General features: G+C 71.3%; 13 protein-coding genes and 1 pseudogene. 10 read left to right on the forward strand and 4 right to left on the reverse strand.

Features of this window, described 5'->3' with window-relative positions:
• A pseudogene (locus ACWGH4_RS14510) lies at window positions 1–370 on the reverse strand (ABC transporter ATP-binding protein); the annotation flags it as partial.
• 359 nt (window positions 371–729) lie between these two features.
• Between ACWGH4_RS14510 and ACWGH4_RS14515 the strand changes: the two are divergent.
• From ACWGH4_RS14515 to ACWGH4_RS14540, 6 genes are all read left to right on the forward strand, one after another.
• Window positions 730–1,800 carry a FecCD family ABC transporter permease gene (locus ACWGH4_RS14515; RefSeq protein ID WP_453460075.1) on the forward strand — a complete coding sequence of 357 codons (1,071 nt, stop codon included), beginning with the start codon at window positions 730–732 and terminating at the stop codon, window positions 1,798–1,800.
• A 149-nt stretch (window positions 1,801–1,949) separates the two neighbouring features.
• Window positions 1,950–2,918, forward strand: coding sequence for a FecCD family ABC transporter permease (locus tag ACWGH4_RS14520; protein WP_453460108.1), 969 nt, complete (start codon window positions 1,950–1,952; stop codon window positions 2,916–2,918).
• Entirely contained in the window at window positions 2,915–3,745 is an 831-nt protein-coding gene (locus tag ACWGH4_RS14525; RefSeq protein WP_453460078.1) for an ABC transporter ATP-binding protein, read from the forward strand. The genes ACWGH4_RS14520 and ACWGH4_RS14525 overlap by 4 nt, the downstream gene beginning before the upstream one ends.
• Window positions 3,746–3,758: 13 nt before the next feature.
• Complete coding sequence (locus ACWGH4_RS14530) at window positions 3,759–5,339, forward strand: amidohydrolase (protein ID WP_453460081.1); 1,581 nt, start codon at window positions 3,759–3,761, stop codon at window positions 5,337–5,339.
• Window positions 5,336–6,082 carry a 4'-phosphopantetheinyl transferase family protein gene (locus ACWGH4_RS14535; protein WP_453460083.1) on the forward strand — a complete coding sequence of 249 codons (747 nt, stop codon included), beginning with the start codon at window positions 5,336–5,338 and terminating at the stop codon, window positions 6,080–6,082. Before ACWGH4_RS14530 ends, ACWGH4_RS14535 begins: the two co-directional genes overlap by 4 nt.
• Window positions 6,083–6,205: 123 nt before the next feature.
• Window positions 6,206–7,057 (forward strand): MBL fold metallo-hydrolase, encoded by an 852-nt coding sequence (locus ACWGH4_RS14540; RefSeq protein ID WP_453460085.1) that lies wholly within the window; start codon window positions 6,206–6,208, stop codon window positions 7,055–7,057.
• 154 nt (window positions 7,058–7,211) lie between these two features.
• On the opposite strand, the gene ACWGH4_RS14545 is transcribed toward ACWGH4_RS14540, so the two are convergent.
• The 3 genes from ACWGH4_RS14545 to ACWGH4_RS14555 form a co-directional block, all read right to left on the reverse strand.
• Window positions 7,212–9,635, reverse strand: coding sequence for a SpoIIE family protein phosphatase (locus ACWGH4_RS14545; protein WP_453460088.1), 2,424 nt, complete (start codon window positions 9,633–9,635; stop codon window positions 7,212–7,214).
• 218 nt (window positions 9,636–9,853) lie between these two features.
• Complete coding sequence (locus tag ACWGH4_RS14550) at window positions 9,854–11,488, reverse strand: fucose isomerase (protein ID WP_453460091.1); 1,635 nt, start codon at window positions 11,486–11,488, stop codon at window positions 9,854–9,856.
• 64 nt (window positions 11,489–11,552) lie between these two features.
• Window positions 11,553–13,031: an FGGY-family carbohydrate kinase gene (locus tag ACWGH4_RS14555; protein ID WP_453460094.1), complete on the reverse strand. Its 1,479-nt coding sequence runs from the start codon at window positions 13,029–13,031 to the stop codon at window positions 11,553–11,555.
• Window positions 13,032–13,266: 235 nt separating this feature from the next.
• On the opposite strand from ACWGH4_RS14555, the gene ACWGH4_RS14560 reads away from it, so the two are divergent.
• The 4 genes from ACWGH4_RS14560 to ACWGH4_RS14575 all read left to right on the forward strand — a co-directional run bounded on the left by ACWGH4_RS14560 (window position 13,267) and on the right by ACWGH4_RS14575 (window position 17,633).
• Window positions 13,267–14,358 carry a glycoside hydrolase family 172 protein gene (locus tag ACWGH4_RS14560; RefSeq protein WP_453460097.1) on the forward strand — a complete coding sequence of 364 codons (1,092 nt, stop codon included), beginning with the start codon at window positions 13,267–13,269 and terminating at the stop codon, window positions 14,356–14,358.
• 119 nt (window positions 14,359–14,477) lie between these two features.
• Entirely contained in the window at window positions 14,478–15,842 is a 1,365-nt protein-coding gene (locus tag ACWGH4_RS14565) for an extracellular solute-binding protein (protein ID WP_453460100.1), read from the forward strand.
• The gene (locus ACWGH4_RS14570) at window positions 15,839–16,801 is read left to right on the forward strand and encodes a carbohydrate ABC transporter permease (protein WP_453460103.1); all 963 of its coding nucleotides are present in this window, start codon (window positions 15,839–15,841) and stop codon (window positions 16,799–16,801) included. Before ACWGH4_RS14565 ends, ACWGH4_RS14570 begins: the two co-directional genes overlap by 4 nt.
• Entirely contained in the window at window positions 16,791–17,633 is an 843-nt protein-coding gene (locus ACWGH4_RS14575; RefSeq protein ID WP_453460106.1) for a carbohydrate ABC transporter permease, read from the forward strand. Before ACWGH4_RS14570 ends, ACWGH4_RS14575 begins: the two co-directional genes overlap by 11 nt.
• Window positions 17,634–17,679 lie beyond the last annotated feature (46 nt).

Here is a 17,679-nt window from a genome sequence, read left to right on the forward strand (position 1 = left end):
CCACCGCGCTGACGGCCAGTCCGGCGACGGCCGAGACGCCGTACGAGAGCGCTGCCGCGACGGCGCCGACCCGCTCGGCGTCGCCGGTGGCGACGGCGGTCAGCGCACCGGGGAGCCGGCCCGTGTCGGCGCCGCCGCGCGGATCGAGCACCTTGGTGCCGAGTTCCAGCCGGATCCGGTGCGCGGCGTGCTCGCCCGCTCCGTCGGTGATCCTGGCGGCGGTCCGGTAGCACGTGGACAGGACGAGGAAGAGCGCGGCCAGCAGCCCCAGTCCGGCCAGGAGGGCGCCCGACGATCCGGTCGCCACCGCGTCGTCGATGATGATGCCGATGACGACGGGAACCATCGCCTCGCACGCCTGGTGCGTCATGCCGAGCAGCGAAGCCGCGGCGATGTGGCGACGCCGGCCGCCGATCGCCCTTCGGAGGACCTGGCCCCCCGTCGGTCCTCCGTCGAGCATGCGGTACCTCCGAGGAGATGTAGGCAAGTCAGGTAAGGCTACCCTGATTCGCCTCCCGGTTCGCCGGGCCGGGCCCTGAGTCTCCTTCGGTCCGCCTACGGGGCGCGCCGGCTCAGGCCGCTGTCCCAAGAGCGGCTCCCTCCGGGTGAAATGGCGGAAAGTGCGAGGGCGTTGACCCTCCGGCGACAGTTGGTTAGCCTCACCTAAGTCACTGTGTGACTTCGTCACATTGCCTGCGTGCTACGCGATTTGCCACCAGGGGGTATCGCTTGTTGGTCGAGGCGCGGGCGCCGTCCGGAAGCGGTGCCGACGATCCGGCCGCGCCCCCGACCCGGCGGGCCGCGGTGGCGGCGCTGCGCGGCCTCGGACTCCTCGTGGCGCTCGGCGTGCTGGTCCTGATCTCGCTGCTCAGCGTCTGGGTCGGCACCAGGGACATCCCCTTCACCTCGACGTGGAGCGTGCTGTGGCAGCCCGACGGCTCGGACGCGGCGGTCATCATCCACGACTACCGGATCCCGCGGACCGTGCTCGGCGTGCTCGTGGGCACGGCGCTGGGCCTGTCGGGGGCGCTGATGCAGGCGCTGACCCGCAACCCGCTCGCTGATCCCGGTCTCCTCGGCGTGAGCCTGGGCGCCTCGACCGGCGTGGTCGTGGCCATCGCGTTCCTCGGTGTCGGGTCGGCCCTCGGCCATGTCTGGTTCGCGTTGACCGGCGCCGCGGTCGCCTCCGTGGTCGTCCACCTGCTCGGCTCCGCGGGCCGGACGCTTGCCACCCCCGACCGGCTCGTCGTCGCGGGAGCGGCGGTGACGGCCGTCCTCTACGCCTTCAACTCGGCGGTGCTGCTGCTCGATCCGCGGGCGTTCGACACGTTCCGGTTCTGGACGGTCGGCGCGCTCGCCGGCCGGGACTTCGGCAGCGTGCGGGTCGTCCTGCCCTTCGTCGTGGTGGGTGTCGTGATCGCCCTGGCGCTCGCCCCGTCGCTGAACGCGCTGGCCATGGGTGACCAGCTGGGGCGTGCGCTGGGGGTGAACGTCGGCCGGACCCGGGCGCTCGGCGCGCTGGCGGTGATGCTGCTGTGCGGCGCCGCCACCGCCGCCGCGGGCCCGATCGGGTTCGTCGGACTCGTGGTGCCGCACGTGGCGCGTCACTTCGTGGGCCCCGACCAGCGGTGGCTCCTGCCGTACTCGATGCTGCTCGCGCCGATCCTCGTCGTCGGCGCCGACACACTCGGCCGGGTGATCGGCGCCCCCGGCGAGGTACAGGTGGGCATCGTCACCGCGTTCCTCGGCGCTCCGCTGTTCCTCGCGCTGTGCCGCCGACGGAAGCCGGCCATGCTGTGAACGCCGTACGCGAGTCCGGGACCCCGGCGACCGGACCGACCGGACGTGACGGGCGGGCCGAGCCGTCGAAGCCCCGCGTGATCAGCGGAAGCGTCGTCCGCACCCGCGGCGGACGCGTCTCCCTGCGCGTCCAGGGCCGTACGCTGGCCGTGACGGCGGTCCTCCTGGCCGCGCTCGTGGTGATCATGGGGGTCTCCCTGACCACCGGCGACTTCGAACTGTCGGTCGGCGAAGTGCTCCGGGCGCTCGCGGGCAGCGGATCGGGCGGCGCGGACTTCATCGTCAACACCCTGCGCATGCCCCGGCTGGTGACCGCGCTGTGCGTCGGGGCGGCCCTGGCCGTCAGCGGCGCGCTCCTGCAGAGCCTGACCCGTAACGCCCTCGGCAGCCCGGACATCATCGGCTTCACCAACGGCTCGGCGACCGGGGCGCTGGTCGTCATCGTCGTGTTCCACGGCAGCATGACCCAGATCGCCGTCGGGGCGCTGATCGGAGGGCTGGCCACCGCCGCCGTCGTCTACCTGCTGGTGTTCGGCGGCGGGTTGCAGGGCTTCCGGCTCGTCGTCATGGGCATCGGGGTGAGCGCCCTGCTGCTCGCCGTCAACTCGTACCTGATCACCCGGGCAAGCTGGCAGGAGGCGCTGGAGGCGCAGGCGTGGCTGATCGGCAGCCTGGGCAACCGCGGCTGGGACCACGCGATCGCGATCGGCGTGGCCGTCGCCGTCCTGCTGCCCCTCGCCTTCGGCCTCGCCGGCCGGCTCTCCATGGTGGAGATGGGCGACGACACGGCGACGGCCCTCGGCGTCGACGTGACACGCAGCCGGGTCGCCCTGCTGTTCGTCAGCGTCGCGCTCGCGGCGTTCGCCACCGCGGTGACCGGGCCGATCTGGTTCATCGCGCTGGCGGCCCCTCAAGTGGCGAGGAAACTGATCCGGTCGCCCGGCCCCGGACTCATCCCGGCCGCCCTGATGGGCGCCGTGATGCTGGCCGGGAGCGACCTCGCGGTGCAGCGCGTCTTCTCACCCGCCCTCCTGCCCGTGGGCACGGCGACCGGCACCATCGGCGGGCTGTATCTCATCTGGCTGCTGGTCACGGAGTCACGAAAGAGCCGCGTATGACAGCGACGACCGCCCCGACGGCCCGGCTCCGGGCCGAGGACCTCACCCTCTCCTACGACCAGCGGACCGTGGCCACCTCGCTCGGGGTCGTCATACCCGACCACTCGTTCACCGTGATCATCGGGCCGAACGCCTGCGGCAAGTCCACCCTGCTCAAGGCGCTGGCCAGGATGCTGCGGCCGACAGCCGGACAGGTGTACCTCGACGGCGCCGCCATCTCGTCGTACCGCTCCCGCGAAGTCGCCCGCAGGCTCGGCCTGTTGCCGCAGTCGTCGACAGCGCCTGCCGGCATCACCGTGGGGGACCTGGTGGCCCGGGGCCGCTACCCGCACCAGCGGCTGCTGAAGCAGTGGACGGCAGACGACGAGGACGCCGTGATCGCCGCGATGCGGCAGACCGGCGTGCTGGAACTCGCCGACCGTCCCGTCGACGACCTCTCCGGCGGACAGCGGCAGCGCGTCTGGCTCGCCATGGTGCTGGCCCAGCAGACGTCCGTCCTCCTGCTCGACGAACCGACCACCTATCTCGACATCGCCCACCAGGTGGAGGTCCTCGACCTCTGCGCCGATCTGCACGAACGCAAGGGCCACACGATCGTCGCGGTCCTGCACGACCTCAACCAGGCGTGCCGCTACGCCAGTCACCTGGTGGTCATGAGGGCCGGCGGGGTCATCGCCGCGGAGGGCGACCCGGCGGCGATCATGACCGCGGAGCTGGTCGAGGACGTGTTCGGCCTGCCCTGCCGGATCATCGACGACCCCGAGACCGGCACTCCGCTCATGGTGCCCACGGCCCGCAAGCGCCGTGCCATGGCCCGGACATCCTAGGGACGGACCGCCCATGCTCTGCACAAGGCTGACGAACGCGAACATCGTCACCATGGACCCGCGGCATCCCGTCGCCCGTGAACTGGGCATCTGGCGCGGCCGGATCGTCGGCCTGGACGACGCGGTGTCCTCGCTGCCCGCACGCGAGGTGATCGACCTCCAGGGCGCCACCGTGCTCCCCGGATTCATCGACGCCCATGTCCACCTCGCCTGGGCGGGGTTGAAGGCGAGCACACCCAGCGTCGCCCCGTGCGAGCGGGTCGACGACGTGCTCGCGGTCGTGGCGGACGCCGTCGCACGCCAGGGATCCGGCGGCTGGGTCGACATCGGCGGCTACGACCAGCGCGCCCTGGGGCGCCATCTGACCGCCGCCGAACTGGACAAGGTCAGCGACGGCCACAAGCTGTTCATCATGCACGACTCAGGACACGGCTGCGTGGTCAACAGCGCCGTCCTGGAACTGCTTCCGGCCGATGTCCCGCACCAGGACGGGTTTCTCGCGGAGAGCGCCATGACCGCGGCGCGCCGGCTGCGGCTGCCGTACGCGCAGGAGGAACTCGCCGACGCGATCGAACGCGCCGCCCGCACCTGCCTGGACGAAGGCGTCACGGCCTGCGCGGAGGCCGGCATCGGCGGCGGCCTCCTCGGCCACAGTCCCGTCGAGCTCGGCGCCTATCAACTCCTGCGGGACCAGGGCCGACTGCCCCTGCGGGTCCAGCTCATGGTGGCCGCGGACACGCTGCGCCCCGTCGGCTCCCACCGCTCCGACGGCATACCCCGCGCCCTCGACCTCGGCCTGCGGACCGGGTTCGGCGACGACTGGCTGTCCGTGGGCGCCCTCAAGGTTTACACCGACGGCGGCATGATGGCCCGGACCGCCGCGCTCACCGCCCCGTACCACGGCATGGAACACACCGGAGAGTTCCAGGACGACCCGGAGCGCATCGCGGACACCATCGTGGACGGTCATCTCGCCGGGTGGCAGCTGGCCGTCCACGCGATCGGCGACCGCGCCGCCGACCTGGCGCTCGACGCCCTGGAACGGGCACAGCGACTCCGTCCTCGCCCCGGCGCCCGCCACCGCATCGAACACGCGGGCCTGATCCGGCCCGACCAGCTTCCCCGGCTCGCACGGCTCGGCGCGAGCGCCGTCGTCCAGCCCAACTTCCTTCGCTACTTCGGTGACGACTACGCGTCCGTCATGGGCGAGGCGAGGGCCCCGTGGCTCTACCGAGGCAGGGCGTTCCTCGACCACGGCATCAACCTGGTGGGCAGCTCCGACCGTCCGGTCACCGACGGATCACCGCTGCGGGCCGTCCAGTTCATGGTCGAGCGCGCCTCCGGGTCCGGCCGGCTGATCGGCCCGGACGAGGGCATCACCGTCGAAGAGGCGCTGCGTTCCTACACCGTCGACGCCGCCTACGCCTGCCACTGGGAGGACAGCGCGGGCACCCTCGCCCCGGGCAGACGCGCCGACCTGGTCGTTCTGGGGGACGATCCGCGCCGCGTCAGCCCCTCGCGCATCGGCGACATCGAGGTCGTGGCGACGTTCGTCGACGGCCGCGAGCGGCGCCCGGCAGCGTCCGGAGCATGACGGTGCAGGGTGTGCTCACGCGTGACCCGGCCCGCGGCGCACCGCCGAGCGGTGTCCCGGTCCTCCTCGGCACGGGCAGGGACCGGCTGCCCCGGGGCTGGGACGCCGGTCCGGGACCACGCCTGTGGTGTGTGCGGGCGAGCGAGTACGCCGCACGGGCCGCCGCGGACGAGTGGCTGCTCGACGCCGAGGAGCGGGCCCGGGCCCGGGCGTTCGTGCGGGATCGCGACCGCGACCGGTACCGCGTCGCGCACGTGGTGCTGAGGCGCCTGCTCGGCGCGTACCTGGACGAGGACCCGGCAGCCGTCGGCCTCGTCCGTGAGCCGTGCCCCGGCTGCGGCGAGCCGCACGGCCGCCCGGCCGCGGCGGACGCGCCCTTCCACTTCTCCCTCGCGCACTCCGGCGACCTCGCCCTCCTCGCCTTCGCGGACACCCCCGTCGGCGTCGACGTGGAGGCCGACCCGTCCCCGGAGGCGGCGGCCGAGATCGGCGCCATGCTGCACCCGCGTGAGCGCGCGGAGCTGGCCGCCGTACCGCAGGGGGCCCGTCCCGCCTCGGTCGGCCGCTGCTGGACCCGGAAGGAGGCGTACCTCAAAGGCGTCGGCATCGGCCTCGCCGAGGACCCCGCGGTCACCTATGTGGGAGCCGGCCCCGCCCCGGCGGCCCTGCCCGGCTGGTCGCTCACCGACGTCCCGGTCCCACCGGGCCACACGGCCGCCTGCGCCGTACGCCTGCCGGGGTGAGAGCCCCGGCGCCGTCGCTCACCGAAGCCGGCCGTCACGCGTTCGACGCTTGACGACGGCCCCGGCACGGGGCTGCACTGGATTCATCGACGCTGCGTCGACTCCACCCGAGGGAGAGCAGCGATGACCACCTTGGAAACGTTCAACCTTCTGCAGCCGTACAAGATCGCCGAGGAGACGTTCGTCATCCCGTGGGCCCTCGACGCCCCGCCGGTCGGCCACTTCCCGATGAACTCGATGGTGATCCGCGGAGCCGAACCGGTCCTTGTGGACACCGGGGCGCCCGCGGTGCGCTCCCAGTGGCTGGAGGCAGCCTGGTCGGTCGTGGATCCCCTGGACGTACGGTGGATCTTCCTCACCCACGACGACCGCGACCACGCCGGCAACCTTCTGGCGGCCCTCGCCCAATGCCCGAACGCGACCCTGCTGACGACATGGTTCTCCATCGGCCGCATGGCCGAGGAGTGGGAGACCCCCGTCAACCGGTGCCGCTTCATGACCGACGGCGACACCATCGACGCGGGCGACCGCACCCTGGTCGCCAAACGACCGCCCCTGTACGACAATCCCACGACCCGCGCCCTCTTCGACTCGAAGACCGACGTCCTGTGGGCCGTCGACACCTTCGCCACCAACGTGCCGGCCCCCGTGCCCGAGACAGCGGCGCTGTCCCCGGACGAATTCCGCGACGGCCAGCTCTTCGGCGGCCGGCTGGTCTCCCCGTGGGTCGCCCTGGCGGACACCCGGAAGTTCGGGTCGGTCGTCACCGACTTCCAGCACCTGGACGCCGAGGTCATCGCAGGCTGCCACACCCCGGTCCTCCGCGGCCCGCAGATCCCCGAGGCCTACGACCTCCTCCGCCGGCTTCCCGAGATGCCACCGTGGACGGAGTTCACCCAGGCCGACCTGGACCAGTGGATGGACGCGGCCGAGAGCTCGGTCCCGCCGGAGCAGCCGCGGCCGTCGGGGACGTGAGGGACGACGCCCGCGTTGCTATCCGCTGAACTCCGGCGTGACAATGCCGCGGGGCGGTCCCCATCGCGGATCCCCTTGTCCCCTGCACCGGCCGCCGACCGGCCCGAACGTCCTTGGCCGGAAGGTGAGTTCGAGAACCTGTCGGCTCCCGATGTCACCTCCCGGTGCCCGACACCTCGATCTCCGCCCACACCTGCTTGCCGCCGCTCAGCGGCAGCGAGCCCCAGGACGCCGTCGTCGCCTCGACGATGAGCAGACCTCGGCCGCCCGTCGCCTCCCAGTCGAGGTCCGCCGGGATCACCGGGGAGCGGGGCGAGGTGTCGTTCACGGCGATCCGCAGCCGGTCCGACGACAGCGTCAGGTCCAGTCCCACTTCGCCCTGGGTGTGGGCGATGGCGTTGGTGACGAGCTCGGACACCACCAGCAGCGCGATGTCCACCTCGTCCGCCACCCCCCAGGAACGCAGTGTGCGCGCGGCGAAACGCCGGGCGTGGAGCACGGCGTTCGTGAGGCGCCACACCGTCCAGTGGGTCCGAAGCGGACGCACCCGGGACCCGTCGTAGCGCATCAGCAGCACCGCGACGTCGTCGTCGCGCCCGTCGGCGGTGCCGAGGAGTTCGTCGGCCACCCGCCCGATGTCCGACGGGTCCGCGGCGCCGAGGGCCTCGCCCACGCGGCGCATGCCGTCCTCCAGGGGAAGCTGCGACGACTCCACCAGGCCGTCGGTGACCAGCGTGAGCAGGGTGCCGGGGGCCAGCCCCGCCTCTGTCATGGTGAACTCGGCGTCCGCGAGGACACCCAGCGGCGGCCCGCCCTCCACCACCAGCTCCTCCGTCCTGCCGTCCGGATGGCGCAGCAAGGGCGGCAGGTGCCCGGCCCGGACGAAGATGGCGATGCCCTCCTCCATGTCCAGATCGACGTACAGGCAGGTGGCGAAGAGGTCCGTCTCCATACCGACGAGCAGCCGGTTGGCGCGTGAGACGACCACGTCCGGGGGATGGCCCTCCACCGCGTAGGCGCGGACCGCCGTACGCATCTGGCCCATGATGGTGGCGGCTGCGGCGCTGTGCCCCTGCACGTCGCCGATGACGAGTGCCACGTGCCCGTCGGAAAGCGGGATCACGTCGTACCAGTCGCCGCCGACCTCCAGCCCCACGGTCGCGGGCAGATAGCGGGCGACCGCGACGCCGCCGGGCAGCACCGGAAGCTTGCGGGGCAGCAGGCTGCGCTGGAGCATCCTCGCCAGCTCGTGCCCCGCGTCCAGGGCGTGGGCACGCCTGAGGGCGTTGCCGACCAGTCCGGCGACCGCCGTCAGCAGCGACCGCTCCTCAGGGGCGAACTCGTGCTCGGTGTCCCAGCCCACCAGGCACACGCCGATGAGGCGTCCGTCGGCCGGAAGCGGGACGACCGCCAGCCCGCCGGGGCCGATGCCGATGAGACCCTGTTCCAGGTCAGCGCCGGGCGGCCACAGGCTCATATGGCCGTCCCGCAGCGCGTTCTGCAGCGTGGGCAGCGAGTGGCACGACGCGTCCGGCCACTCGGACCGCCACTCCGTCTGCCACACGCCCGGCCACGCGTCGGGCTCCGGCGGGTCGAGGATGGTGACCAGCAGCCGGTCGGCGTCCAGCTCCGCGACGGCGATCCGGCTCGCGTCCAAGGGCTGACGCAGAGCGTCGACGACCATGCGGCTGACGTCGCGCACGGTGCTCGCCCCCGCCAGCCGGGCGGACAGCCCCTGCACGATGGCGACCTCGTCGTCGGTGGGGCGCAGATAGACGGCGTCCGCGACGACGCCGAGCACCCGTTCGGGCATGCCGTCGGCGCCGAACCGCAGCCGGCAGCGCAGACCCAGCCAGCGCAGCTCACCGCCCGGCCTGCGGATACGGAACGCCAGCTGCTCCCCGGAGGACGACAGCCTGCCCGGCTCGACCACCGCCATCAGCGCCGGAATGTCGTCGGGGACGGCGCAGGACAACAGTGTCTCCACCCGCGAGTCGAAGTCCTCCGGGGCGATCCCGAGGAGCTCCAGCACGCGCTCGTCCGCCTCCATGTGCCCGGTCTCCAGCGTCAGGGTGAACGCGCCGCCGTGGAGCGGTACCAGCGTGGGCCCCGGGTGCGTCCTGGGCCCCGAGCGCCCGACGACACGGGCCGGCACGGACTCGAGCCCGGCGGCCACCTGATCGGCGTAGAGCTCCAGCAGGCTGCGGCGGTCCGCGTCGAACCCGTCTCCCGTCTCGCCCGCGACCAGCAGACAGCCCAGTTTGGCGGCCCCGTGTCCCAGCGGCAGGGCGCCCAGCGAGAACTTGGGGGGCAGCGTCCCGGGGCCCACGGGGGTCACTCCACGGGGGTCGCCGGAGGCGTACGCGGCCAGCTCCGCGGGGCTCAGCCACAGGGGCCGGGCGGCGCGGTAGGCGTCCGTGGCGGGGGAGCGGCTGCCGAGGCCGATGACGGCCGGCATCGCGTACGTCGCGCCGCGGTCACCGACGACCTCGGCCAGCCGCAGCTCGTCGCCACCCTCGGTGAGGACGTAGACAGCGGCCAGCTCGGCCCCGCAGAACGCAAAACTCGCCCGTGACAACGCGCACCGCCTCCGTACGCGGTCATGTACCGCGCTGTTCCCCATGCTGCCGTTGTTCGCGGGGTCGGAGCTAGTCAGAGGACGAAGATGATGCGCCGGGCGGGCCTCCCCGGCCCCGTGGCGCCCGGGTGACGCGGGGGACGGAGGCCGGGGAACGCCGAGGAGGGGACTGCCGCCGGACAGCCCCCTCCTCGGCGTGAGCACCCGGCGGACCGCCGCTAGAGCGCGACGTCCCCGCACAGGTGAACCTCGAGGCCGAGCTCGGCGAAGAGCGCGGCCTTGGCACGCAGCGCCTTGTCCGCGGTCTCCGCGTCCGGCGCGTATGCCACGTTCAGGTGGTTTGCGCGGTGGCGGGCCATGAACTGGTCGCGGCTGACGCCGTGCAGTACGGCGTGCATGATCGGCCACTGCCGGTTGGTCGCCTCGAGCCTGCGCTGTGTCTCCTCCTCCGGCAGTTCCACCGCGCTCGCACGGCCCATGTCGACGTGGAGCTTCCCGTCCATCAGGAAGACCCGCGACCAGACGATCTCACCCGGCTTGGAGACGCCGCTGAGCGTGCCGCCGCCGAGCGGGAAGAACATGGGCGGCTGGCGCATGCTCCACGACTTGTCGTATCCGCCGTTGTGGGACGCGGGCACGGACCCCGAGATCTCGAAGACCCACACGAAGCGGCCCTCGTACTCCTCGCCCCACCGGATGTCGTGCAGCGTGGTGGCCGGGTCGAGTCCCATCGCCGTCCAGATCCGGTTGGTGACCAGGGAGTCGACGGCCACGCCCTCGTCGACCTCGTTGAAGTGCGGCAGCGGCGCCCCCGCGTACAGCTCGCGCGCGCCGTCGCGGCTCAGCACCGGCGGCCGCTGGACGTTGTTGAGCAGGCCCTCCGCGAGGTCGCTCGCCGGGACCATGTCCTTGAGACCCTGCTGGTACTGGATGCCGACGGCGTCGAGACCGAAGTCGTCGGAGATGCGCAGCGCGGCTATGTACATCTTGAACTGGCTGAGCAGCTGGGCGTCGGTCAGCTCCGTCGCCTCGTCCGTGCCGGTGTGGAAGGTCATCCCCGCCTTGTCGAGCCAGACCCGCACGGCCTGGGCCTCCTCGTCGGAGACCTTGCGCATCTCGGCCACCAGGGCGCTCTGGGACAGACGCTCCTTGTAGATGCCGAGGGGGTTGAGCAGCTCGTCGTCGATGATGGCGTTGTACATGCCCATGCAGCCCTCGTCGAAGACGCCGATGATCGCCTTCTCCTCGCGCAGCTGCCGGGCCAGCGCCACACCGAGCTCCGTCTCCGGGTCCTCGGGGAGGGCCGGCAGGTCGCGGACGTGGCCGGTGTCATGGACGAGGGTGCCGGTCTCCAGCCAGGTGCGCAGCCCCTGCCGCGCCCACTCGTCGGTGAAGTCGACGCTCCACAGGACCGAGTAGGCGATGTCCGCCTTGGTGAGGCTGCCCGCGAGGTTCAGCAGACCGACCAGGCCCGGGTACTCGCCGTTCCAGTTGGCGACGATCAGGATCGGCCCGCGGTGGCTGCGCAGGCCGGCGATCACGTGGTGGCTGTACTGCCAGACGCCCTCGACGACGATCAGCGGGGCGTCCCTGGGGATGTTCTTGAAGACCTCGATGCCGGCGCGCTGGCTGTCGATGAAGCCGTGGCCCTTCTCCGGGTCGACCTCGTGCCCGCGCCGGACCTGCCGGCCGAGATCGGCGAGCGCCGCGGCCAGGTCGCTCTCGAGCTTCTGCTGGGCGGGCCAGCAGGTGGTGTTGGCGCTGGGGCGCAGGTCGCCGCTGGCCACGGTGTAGACGGTGCCGGGCTCCGCGGCGGGTGCCCGGTGCGGCTCGGGGAGGGTGTAGGAGGTCATGCGCTCTCGGTCTCCGTAGTGTGTTGCGGGGAGGTACGGGTCGGGCCGGGTGGGTTTCCCGGGTTCAGCGGTCCTGAAGTGCGGCGAGTGAGTGGACGACAGCAGCGGTGTCCGGGTAGAGCCGGCGGTAGAGCGCGTACAGCTCGTCGTACCGTGCGGCGTTCTCCGCCCTGGGCGTCACGGTCCGCCGGACGGGATTCCAGTCGTCGACGGACGCGTCGGTGACCAGCTGCGCGGCGAGCAGCGCGCCGCCGTAGCTCGCTCCGATGGAGGTGGACCGCAGCTCCTGCGGTCTGCCCGTGATGTCGGAGACGATCTGGGTCCACAGGGCGCCCTGGGTGCCGCCGCCGACGGCCACCACCCTGCGGATGTCGCCGCCGGCGGCCTCGAGGACCTCGATGTTGTGGCGGACGCCGAAGCCGGTGGCCTCGAGCGCGGCACGGTAGAGGTCGCCGCGGGTGTGGGACAGGGTGAGCCCCGCGATGACGCCACGGGCCTCGGGGTCCATGACGGGGGTCCGTTCGCCGGAGAAGTACGGCAGCATCAGCAGACCGTTGGCGCCGGGGCCCGCCGCCTCCGCGAGGCTCAGCAGCTCGGGATGGTCCGCGGCGCCGACCAGGTCGCGCAGCCAGTTCGTCACGGCGCCGGAGGTGGCCATGCCGCCGGCCAGGTTGCGGGTGCCGGGAAGCGCTCCCACGGTGCCCCACAGGGACGGGCTGGTCAGCGGCTTGGGCACCGTGTGGATCAGGAACATCGTCGTGCCGTACATCAGCATCAGATCGCCGGTCCGCTGCGCGCCGACGCTCAGCGCCTCCGCCCAGGCGTCGATGGTGCCCGTGGTGACGGGGATGCCGGCGGGCAGGTTCGCCGCGCGTGCCGCCTCGGAGGTGAGCACGCCGGCCGACTCGCCGGACCAGGCGAGGGCGGGCAGCTCGATGCCGGGGGCCACGGCCTGTGCCCAGGGCGCGTACCACTCCTGGGCCGTCGTGTCGTACAGCGGTGTGCACTGGCTGGCCGAATGGTGGTCGAGGACATAGGCGCCGGTGAGCTTGCGCACCAGCCAGGAGCTCGGCATGTACAGGCGGCGTGCCCGCGCGTACAGCTCGGGCTCCTCCTCGGCCACCCACGCGATCTTGGGGCCGGCCGCCTGCGTGGTGAGGGCGGAGCCGCAGCGGGCGAGGATCTCCGCGGCGCCCAGTTGCTCGTCGAGGCGTTCGATCTGTCGGACCGCGCGGGTGTCGACCCCGTAGAGGACGGCCGGGCGCAGGGGCTCGTCGTTCTCGTCGGTGAGCAGGACGCACGGGCCCATGCCGCTGACGCCCACGGCGATCACGGCGGCGTCGGCCGGGGCGGTCAGCTCCCGGGTCAGCTCGGTGAACTCACGCCACCACACGGCGGCGTCCATCTCGAACCGCCCGGGACCCGGGCGTGCGGGGGTGTGCTCCCTGACGGCGGAGTGCAGCAGCGTGCCGTCGAGTCCGACGAGGACCCCTTTGCTGCTGGACGTGCCGATGTCCACACCGATGACTGCGTTGCGAAGCATGGCGTGCACGCTGGCAGAAATCGATTTCAGCGTCAAGCCTTGCGTATCGGATGCCTGCACAATGGAAGAATCTTGCCCTGGGTGCCTTGACACGGTGCGGGGCTGTACCTACGTTGCCGTGAAATGGATTTCAGGCGTCGCAGCGACGTACTCGGTCCTTTCCCGCGTCCCCCGCCGGCAGTGCGGCACGCGGTGCACATCCAAGAACCTCACCCCCGCGAGAGCAGACAGAACCATGACGACCTTTGGACTCGACGGCCTCTCCCGTAAGGCACGTGCCGTCAGCCGCTCCATCAGCGCCGAGAACTTCACCGGCGCCAAGTCGGGCGGCGGCAGGGCCACCGAGGGGACGGGGGCGGTCGCGGCCTCCCGGCTCGGACCGGGCTGGAAGATCTCGCCCAGCATCGACATCGCGGCCGGCGGGACCGCGACCCTCGCCGACATCGAGGGCCCCGGCACCATCCGCCACCTGTGGTGCACCACCGCCCCGCACGCCGCGTGGCGCAGCACCCTGCTGCGCATCCACTGGGAGGGCGAGGAGACCCCGGCGGTCGAGGTGCCGCTCGGCGACTTCTTCTGCAACGGGTGGAACACGTTCAGCCAGGTGTCCTCGGTCCCGGTCGCGGCCAACCCCAACGGCGGGTTCAACGCCTACTGGCCGATGCCGTTCCGCCGCGCGGCCCGCATCACCCTGGAGAACCTCTCCGCGGAGACGGTGACGCTCTACTACCAGGTCGACTACGAGCTCGGCGAGGTCCCCGAGGACTCCACGTACTTCCACGCGCAGTGGCGCCGCAGCCACCCCGTTCCCTTCGGCGAGGAACACACCCTCCTCGAGGGCGTCACCGGCGCGGGCAGCTACGTCGGCACCTACCTGGCCTGGGGCGTCAACAGCCCCGGCTGGTGGGGCGAGGGTGAGCTGAAGTTCTTCATGGACGGTGACGAGGAGTTCCCCACGATCTGCGGCACCGGGACCGAGGACTACTTCGGCGGCGCCTGGAACTTCGACGTCCCCGGCCAGGGCTACACCGCCTACACCACGCCCTACCTCGGCCTGAACCAGATCCTGCGCCCCGACGGCCTCTACAGCAGCCAGCAGCGGTTCGGAATGTACCGTTGGCACATTCTCGACCCCGTCCACTTCTCGGAGGACCTGCGGATCACGGTGCAGAGCCTGGGCATCGGCCCCGGTCAGGGCAACGGCCTGCCGCACCGCTACCGCCACACGAGCGACGACATCGCGAGCACCGCCCTGTTCTACCTGGACGCGCCGAGCAGCGCCTCGCTGCCGCGAACCCCTGACCTGCTCACCCTCGAGGTCGACTGACGACCGCGGTGAGCGCCGGGGCCGACAGCCGCGCCCCCGACCCCCCGTACGACCCGCACCAGGAACACAACCCCCCCACGCTCCCACCTCTCCCTCTCACCTCCGACAGGAGCGCGCGCATGCTCCAGCACGGCAACGACGCCGGGCATCCGGCCCCGACACGCCGCCGTTTCCTCACCGCGCTGGCCGGCGCGGGCGTCGCCACCGCGGCGTCCGGCCTGCTCAGCGGCTGCGGCACGGCCCAGGCGAAGGACGGCCCTCTGCAGTTCTGGAACTTCTACGGACCGCAACGGTCGCCCGACCCGGCCGTCAACGCCCAGTCCAAATGGTTCGTCGACATGGTCGACCGGTGGAACGCCACCCACAAGACCAAGATCGAGCTGGTGTACCTCCCGCAGCCGACCTACCTCAACGGTTTCAAGCTGCCCTCCGCCTTCGCCACCGGCCAGGGCCCGGACATCTTCCTGCTCAGCCCCGGGGACTTCCTGCGGTACTACAACGGTGGCGTCCTCGCGGACCTCACCCCGCACATGGACAAGGAAGCCGTCGCCGACTTCGGTACCGCGCTCGACAGCCGTACCGTCGACGGCAAGGTCTACGCCCTCCCCATGGAGGTCGAACCGCTGTCGATGTTCTACGCCGTCGACGCCTGGGAGAAGGCCGGACTGTCCGAGGCCGACATCCCCACCACCTGGGACCAGATGCTCGACATCGGGGACAAGCTGCGCACGAAGACCCGCGCCGGCCTCGTCTTCGAGACCAACCCCGGCTACTACCAGAACTTCACCTGGTACCCGTGGATGTGGCAGGGCGGCGGCGACGTCCTCGACAAGCAGGGCAACGTCGCCTTCGACTCCCCGGCCACCCGCCAGGCCCTTCAGTTCTGGCAGGACTCGGTACGCCACGGCATCACGCCGCGGACCCTGCCCGCCGCCGGAGACGTCATCAGCGCCTTCAAGGCGGGGAACGTCGCGATGTGGCAGCAGGGCATCTGGCAGGTCTCCAGCTTCAAGGCGTACGCCCCCGACTACCGGTACGGGGTCTTCAAGCTCCCCGCACCCGAGGGCGGCGAGTACACCACCGCACTCGGCGGCTGGTCCTTCTGCGCCAACGCGCAGGGCCGCAACCCGGACGCAGCGGCCGAGTTCTGCGCCTGGGCGCTCGGAACCATGAGCGACGACTCCATCGACCGGATGGTCGACTGGTGCACCCGCGCCAAGTCGGACGTGGCGCCCCGCGCCACCGCCCTCGAACGCGGCGCCGCCAAGGGCGGCTACGACTCGGAGGCGATGAAGAAGTTCAAGGACGAGGTGTTCCCGGGCGGCCGCGCCGAACCGCGCTACCCACCGGTCGTCTACAAGGCGATCTCCGACGCCATCCAGGGCACCATGCTCGCCGGCCGCAGCGTGGCGAGTGAGACAGAAAGAGCCGCCGAATCGATCGCGGCCTACGCCAAGAGCTACCAGGGGGCGAGCCTGATATGAGCAGTGTCGCCGCACAGGACCACCGGCCCGCCGCCGCGCCCGCGGCCCCGGCGCCCGCACCGCCCCGGCGCGGACTCGGCCGCAAGCAGCGCGAGTGGATCGCCGCCGGCCTCTTCCTCGCGCCGGACGCCATCGGCCTGACGCTCTTCGTCGGCATCCCGATGGTGCTCTCCATCTTCCTGAGCTTCTTCCAGGTCAGCGGCTTCGGCAGCTACGAGTGGATCGGGCTCGGCAACTACGAGCGCATGATCGACGACCCGCTGTTCTGGGACTCGATGAAGGTCACCGGCCTCTACGTCGTGATCCTCGTCCCCGTCCTGTTCTGCGTGAGCCTCGGCCTCGGGCTGCTCGTCAAGCAGAAGCTCCCCGGCATGGGTGCCTACCGCACCGCGCTCTTCCTGCCGTACGTCGTCAGCCTGGTCGTCGTCGGCGTGCTCTGGAAGTTCCTCCTCGACGAGCAGGTCGGCGCCGTCAACCGGGCCATGCGGGCCATCGGCCTCGAGGGCGAGTCGTGGCTGGGAGATCCCACCCTCGCACTGGGCTGCGTCATCGCCGTCATGGTGTGGGTGATGATGGGCTACTACATGATCATCTTCCTTGCGGGGCTCCAGGAGATCCCCAAGGAGTACTACGAGGCCGCGAAGATCGACGGCGCCGGGCCGTGGACCACGTTCCGCACCATCACCTGGCCGCTGCTGCGCCCCACCAGCTTCTTCGTCCTGCTGATGTCGACGGTCGCCGCCATCACCGGCGGACTCGACCTGATCTTCGTCCTCACCAACGGCGGCCCCGCCAACGGCACCTCGCTGGCGATCTTCTACATCTACCAGCAGGCGTTCGGATTCGGGGAGTACGGCTATGCGTCGGCCATGGGCTCGTTCCTGGTGCTGATCATGGTCGTCTGCTCCGCGGTGATCTTCAAGCTCACGAGAGGCGGGAGGTTCGACGATGGCGAGTGAAGTGAACGTGGTGGGCGGCCGGCGGCTGCTGTCCGGACGCGTCGGCCTGACCGCGCTGGCCGCCGTCGCGGCGGTCATCAGCGTCCTGCCGGTGCTGTGGATGGTCTCCGCGGCCTTCAAGACCCGCTCGACGGTGACCGACGGCAACCTGATCCCGACGGAGTTCACGATCCAGAACTTCGTCTACGTCTTCACCGAGGTCCCGTTCGTCCGCTACCTCTGGAACAGCTTCTTCATCTCGGCCGTCATCACGATCGCCGCGCTGCTGTTCCACTCGATGGCCGCGTACGCACTGGCACGGCTGCGGTTCCCCGGCCGCGAGAAGATCTTCATGGCGATCTTCTCGACCCTCCTGGTCACCGCGCCCGTGGTGCTCATCCCGCTGTTCATCGTCGCCCGTGAACTGGGCCTGCTGGACAGCTACGCGGGACTGATCGTCCCGGCCATCTTCAACGCCTTCGGCATCTTCCTGCTCCGCCAGTTCTATCTGGGGCTGCCCAAGGAACTCGAGGAGGCCGCGGTAATCGACGGCTGCGGGCACTGGCGCGTCTACTGGAACATCGTGCTGCCGATGTCCCGGCCGATCCTCTCCGCGCTGGCGGTGTTCTTCTTCCTCGCCAACTGGAACGCCTTCGTCTGGCCGCAGGTCGCCACCAGCGACCAGAGCCTCACGGTGGTCCAGCTCGGGATCGCCTCGTTCCAGACGCAGTACCTCTCCAACTGGAACTACATCCTGGCGGCGGCGACGGTCGCGGCCCTCCCGATGCTGGCGCTGTTCTTCACCTTCCAGCGGCAGATCGTCGAGTCGATCAAGACGTCCGGCATGAAGTAGCCACACCTGTCACGCCACGTGCCCCGGCCCCCGGCCGGGGCACGTG

It is taken from the genome of Streptomyces sp. NPDC054847 (assembly GCF_053610925.1).

Bases quoted from the DNA above. Each gene is read 5' to 3' on its own strand.
- ACWGH4_RS14525 (WP_453460078.1), top strand. From the start codon at position 2,915: ATGACAGCGACGACCGCCCCGACGGCCCGGCTCCGGGCCGAGGACCTC.
- ACWGH4_RS14530 (WP_453460081.1), top strand. From the start codon at position 3,759: ATGCTCTGCACAAGGCTGACGAACGCGAACATCGTCACCATGGACCCG.
- ACWGH4_RS14535 (WP_453460083.1), top strand. From the start codon at position 5,336: ATGACGGTGCAGGGTGTGCTCACGCGTGACCCGGCCCGCGGCGCACCG.
- ACWGH4_RS14540 (WP_453460085.1), top strand. From the start codon at position 6,206: ATGACCACCTTGGAAACGTTCAACCTTCTGCAGCCGTACAAGATCGCC.
- ACWGH4_RS14550 (WP_453460091.1), bottom strand. From the start codon at position 11,488: ATGACCTCCTACACCCTCCCCGAGCCGCACCGGGCACCCGCCGCGGAG.
- ACWGH4_RS14555 (WP_453460094.1), bottom strand. From the start codon at position 13,031: ATGCTTCGCAACGCAGTCATCGGTGTGGACATCGGCACGTCCAGCAGC.
- ACWGH4_RS14560 (WP_453460097.1), top strand. From the start codon at position 13,267: ATGACGACCTTTGGACTCGACGGCCTCTCCCGTAAGGCACGTGCCGTC.
- ACWGH4_RS14565 (WP_453460100.1), top strand. From the start codon at position 14,478: ATGCTCCAGCACGGCAACGACGCCGGGCATCCGGCCCCGACACGCCGC.
- ACWGH4_RS14570 (WP_453460103.1), top strand. From the start codon at position 15,839: ATGAGCAGTGTCGCCGCACAGGACCACCGGCCCGCCGCCGCGCCCGCG.
- ACWGH4_RS14575 (WP_453460106.1), top strand. From the start codon at position 16,791: ATGGCGAGTGAAGTGAACGTGGTGGGCGGCCGGCGGCTGCTGTCCGGA.